Source organism: Thiocapsa sp. (assembly GCF_022340925.1).
Taxonomy (GTDB): domain Bacteria; phylum Pseudomonadota; class Gammaproteobacteria; order Chromatiales; family Chromatiaceae; genus Thiocapsa.
In genome coordinates this window covers 1-4,589 of sequence record NZ_JAJDNA010000040.1, presented here as the reverse complement: position 1 = coordinate 4,589, position 4,589 = coordinate 1, and the positions used below count along the sequence as shown (strand labels likewise).

2 protein-coding genes, 1 tRNA gene and 2 pseudogenes are annotated in these 4,589 nt (G+C 66.7%); 4 read left to right on the top strand and 1 reads right to left on the bottom strand.

Annotated features, from left to right (window positions below; translation table 11 throughout):
• The 4 genes and pseudogenes from LJE61_RS05325 to selD form a co-directional block, all read left to right on the top strand.
• Positions 1-585 (top strand): annotated as a pseudogene (locus LJE61_RS05325) (aminotransferase class V-fold PLP-dependent enzyme); the annotation flags it as partial.
• Between the two features lie 4 nt (positions 586-589).
• Positions 590-2,521 carry a selenocysteine-specific translation elongation factor gene (gene selB / locus LJE61_RS05320; RefSeq protein ID WP_296917698.1) on the top strand — a complete coding sequence of 644 codons (1,932 nt, stop codon included), beginning with the start codon at positions 590-592 and terminating at the stop codon, positions 2,519-2,521.
• Between the two features lie 5 nt (positions 2,522-2,526).
• A tRNA-Sec gene (locus tag LJE61_RS05315) sits at positions 2,527-2,622 on the top strand.
• 191 nt (positions 2,623-2,813) lie between these two features.
• Positions 2,814-3,836 (top strand): annotated as a pseudogene (gene selD, locus LJE61_RS05310) (selenide, water dikinase SelD); the annotation flags it as partial.
• 285 nt (positions 3,837-4,121) lie between these two features.
• On the opposite strand, the gene LJE61_RS05305 reads toward selD, so the two are convergent.
• A partial coding sequence (locus LJE61_RS05305) for a peroxidase family protein (protein WP_367114908.1) occupies positions 4,122-4,589 on the bottom strand: 468 nt, incomplete at its 5' end.

Sequence of the window (4,589 nt, the reverse complement as noted above, 5' to 3'; positions counted from 1 at the left end):
ACACCGCGCGAGAATATCGCCGCCGGCGCCGACCTGGTAACCTTTTCCGGCGACAAGCTGCTGGGTGGCCCCCAGGCAGGACTGGTGGTCGGTCGCGGGGACCTGATCGCCGAGATCAAGAAAAACCCGCTCAAGCGCGCGCTGCGCGTCGGAAAGATCACCTTGGCCGCACTCGAGGCCGTGCTCCGCCTCTACCGTAACCCCGATCGATTGCACGAGCGCCTGACCGCGCTGCAGCAGCTGACCCGTCCCGAGCCGGAGATCCGGAGCGCCGCGCAGCGGCTGCAGCACTGTCTGCGAGATGCCCTGTCCGGGCTACCGGTCGACGTCGAGATCGTCCCGCTCAAGTCTCAGATCGGCTCCGGCTCGCTACCCATCGATCGGCTTCCTTCGGCCGGCCTTGCCGTGCGCCCGCAAGGAAGGAGGAGCGGCGTGCTCCATCGGATCGAGGCGGCGTTGCGTGGACTTCGCCGTCCGGTCATCGGCCGCATCGAGAACGACGCGCTGCTCCTGGATCTGCGTTGCCTTGCCCCAGGCGAGGAGAGCGAGTTTTGCCGCCAGCTCGCGCACCTGAAGGCAGGCTGAAACCATGCTGATCGGGACCGCCGGCCATATCGACCATGGCAAGACCACGCTGGTGAAGGCGCTCACCGGCGTGGATGCGGACCGTCTGCCGGAGGAGAAGGCGCGGGGCATCACCTTGGATCTGGGCTATGCCTATGCACCGCTCGCCGATGGCTCGGTGCTGGGCTTCGTCGATGTGCCCGGACATGAGAAGCTGATTCGCAACATGCTCGCGGGTGCGACGGCCATCGACTTCGTCCTCCTGGTCGTCGCCGCCGACGACGGTCCGATGCCCCAGACGCGTGAGCACCTCGAGCTACTCGACCTGCTCGGGCTGACTCAGGGTGCGGTCGCGCTGACCAAGTCCGATACCGTCTCGCCGGATCGGCTCGATGAAGCACGGGGCGAGGTGGCCGAGCTCCTGGCTCGCACCGGTCTCTCCGACAGTCCGCTCTTCCCGGTATCGGGCCGTACGGGTGAAGGGGTCGCCGCCTTGCGTGCCCACTTGGAGACCGCGGCTGCGGCATTCGGTCGGCGACCAGTAGCGGGGCGCTTTCGGCTGGCGATCGACCGCAGCTTCTCGCTCACGGGCGTGGGCACGGTCGTGACGGGCACCGCGCAAGCCGGGGCCATCGCCGTCGGCGATTCGGTGATGATCTCACCACCCGGTCTGAAGGCACGGGTGCGCGGTCTGCACGTTCAGGATCGACCTGCCGAGCGCGGCCAGGCCGGCGAGCGCTGCGCGTTGGCGCTCAAGGGAGATTTCGATAAGAGTGACATCGAGCGCGGGATGTGGGTGGTCGATCCCGCGCTCGCAATCCCCCTGTCGCGCCTTCAGGGCGAGCTGCGTGTGCCGCCAAACCAGAAGCCATTGACTCACATGCAGAGCGTGCATGTGCACCTCGGGACCAAGGACGTCATCGGGCGGGTCGCCTTGCTCGACTGTCGCAAGGTGGACGCCGGTGACACGGCGCTGGTGGAGATCCTGCTGGAGCAGCCCACGCTGGCGCTGCGCGGGGATCGCTTCGTCCTGCGGGATGCGGGCGCGCAGCGTACCGTCGCCGGTGGCCGGGTGCTCGACATCTTTCCCCCCACTCGCCACAAGCGCGCACCCGAGCGCCTGGCGCTGCTCGATGGGATGCGGGTGGACGATCCGGCCGTCTCACTCGGGGTCCTCGCCACCCAGGCCGCAGCCGGTATCGACCTCGATCGCTTCTCCCTGAGCTGGAACCTTGGCGACGCAGAGTCTGAGACACTGTGGCGGCGCACCGATCTGCGCGTGATCCAGCAGGCCGGCAACGCATCCATCGGCGTCGCACGACCGGCCTGGGCCGCGCTGAAGTCCCGGTTGCTCGTCGCCTTGGCCAGTGAGCATGAACGGGCCCCCGACATGATCGGTGTCGAGCCAGAGCGGCTGCGTCGGATGACCTCGATCAACCTGGCGCGTCCGGCGTTCGATGCCCTGATTGCCGAGCTCCTTGCCGCTGAAGCGATCACCCAGACGCGGTCCTGGCTGCACCTCCCGAGCCATCGCGTCAGCCTCACCGCCGCCGACCGCGAGCTCTATGCCGAGCTCAAGCCGCTATTGGAGACGCAGCCCTTCAATCCGCCGCGGGTCCGTGACGTGCACCAGGCATCGGGCACGCCGGAGGCGGCCGTACGGCAATTGTTCAAGCGGGTCGCCCGTGCCGGAGAGCTCTACCCGGTCGCGCACGATCACTATTTCACCGCCAACGCTGTTGCGCAGCTGGCCAGCATCGTGCAGCAGCTGAACGAGGAGCAGGGTGCCGCACGCGCTGCCCCATTTCGTGACATCATTTTCCCCGACGGCGGCGGGGGCCGTAAGGTGGCGATCCGGATTCTCGAGTTCTTCGATCGCATCGGCTACACTCGCCGCGCTCGAGACGACCACCTGTTGCGTCCCGAAAGCGCGGTCCATCAGTGGATCTCGCGATGAACAAAGGAAGAGATCGTTCCCCGGTGGGGCGCCCGGTCTTCAAAACCGGGAGGGGCTGTCAAGCGGTCCCTGGTAGGTTCGACTCCTGCTCTCTTCCGCCATCCGTCCCCTTTGGTTCCACCCGAGTCTCGGCGCCTGTGTGCCTTCGCGTCGTGGGGCCTGTGGACTCCGGTCGATCGGCCCCGCACCTCTTGTTTCGTGCGTCGATGACAACGCTATGAGTGACCCTAAAGAAACCACGATCATTCGACTGACGCAGCTCGCGACCTGCGCGGGCTGAGCGGCGAAACTCGGCCCTGCCGAGCTGTCGCAGGTTCTGCGCAGATTGCCGATCAGCACCCACCCGGACGTGATCACGGGGCTTGAAGCCCCGGACGATTGCGGTGTCATTCGCGTGCGCGAGGATCTCGCACTGGTGACCACGGTGGATGCCTTCACGCCGGTGGTCGACGATCCCTATGACTACGGGCGCATCGCCGCCATCAACAGCCTCTCCGACATCTATGCGATGGGCGCACGGCCCATCTCGGCCCTCTCGGTGGCGGGATTCCCGGATACCCGCCTGCCGCTCGACGTGCTCGCCGAGGTGCTGCGCGGGCTGGTCGAGGGCGCCGCGGCCGTCGGAGTGCCGGTGCTGGGCGGGCATACGGTCAAGAACCCGGAGCCCCTGTTCGGCCTGGCGGTGACCGGGATCGTCCATCCCGATCAGGTGACGCTCAAGGGTGGCGGACGCGTCGGGGACCTGCTGGTGCTCACCAAGCCCCTCGGCATCGGTGTTATGACCACCGCCATCAAGAACGAGCGCCTGTCTAAAGAAGGTACGCGGCTGGTCACGGAGCTGATGCTGACGGCCAATGCACGGGCCGCGGAGATCATGGTGGAGCACGGTGCACGTGCAGCGACCGATGTCACCGGCTTCGGCCTGTTGGGCCATCTGCTGGAGATGGCGGAGGGTGCGGGACTCGGTGCCGAGATCGATTTTCCGGCGGTGCCGGTGCTGGACGAGGCGCTCGAGATGGCCCGTCTGGGTCTCTTCCCCGGCGGGGCCAGGACCAATTACGAGGCCTATCTCGGGCGGCTGGACTTCGACCCCGCGTTGGAGGAGTGGCAACGCCTGCTGTTGGCCGATCCCCAAACCTCCGGCGGGTTGTTGATCTGCTTCGCGCCCGAGCGCCTCGACAACGCCCTCGAGGCCCTGCGGCTGGCCGGCGTGCCGGCGGCGGTGGTGGGCCGGCTGGTCGCGGCCTCGCGGCCCGGTGTCGTCGTCAAAGTGCCACAGAGACTTGATAGCGCCGGCAGCCTCGCTTCCGGATAGGAGCCGAAGGCCGGGGCGAGCCGAATGCGGGCTCCAAAAAGGAGGCTACAGGTACTTGGTCCGGGCACGCAGGTCCTCGATGCCGACCTCCACGTCCTGAAAGGCAGCGCCCTCGTCGATGGATTGGGTGTCGGGGGCGATGACATAGGCCTTCATTGGGTTCCGCCTGCTCAATATCGTAGACGTGTCGTTGATCGATTGCGGGCATGCCGAGTCCGTTGGCCACCTGGACCGAGCCGAGGCCGGCGTCGCCCGGCCTCGGCTCGGCTCCTTCTGCTCGTCGAATTAGGAAAGGTCGAAGCGGTCGGCCGTCATCACCTTGTTCCATGCAGCGACGAAGTCGCGGACGAATTCCTCGTCACCATCGTCGGACGCATAGACCTCCGCGACGGCACGCAGCTCGGCGTTCGATCCGAAGATCAGATCCACCGGCGTCGCCGTCCACTTCAGCTCGCCCGTGACACGGTCGCGACCCTCGTAGATGCCGTCGGCGTTGTTCGATTTCGACCATTTCGTTCCCATGTCGAGCAGGTTGACGAAGAAGTCGTTGTTCAGCGTACCGGGATGGTCCGTGAATATGCCGTACTCGACACCACCGGCGTTGGCACCCAAGGCGCGCATGCCGCCCACCAGCGCCGTCATCTCCGGGACGGTCAGCCCCAGCAGGTCCGCGCGATCGACCAGCATCTCCGCGGGCGACTGGCGGTTGCCGCTACCGAAATAGTTGCGGAAACCGTCGGCCGTCGGCTCGAG

What these genes read in the sequence shown, in the direction of transcription:
- selB (WP_296917698.1), top strand. Translation starts at nt 590, where the DNA reads ATGCTGATCGGGACCGCCGGCCATATCGACCATGGCAAGACCACGCTG.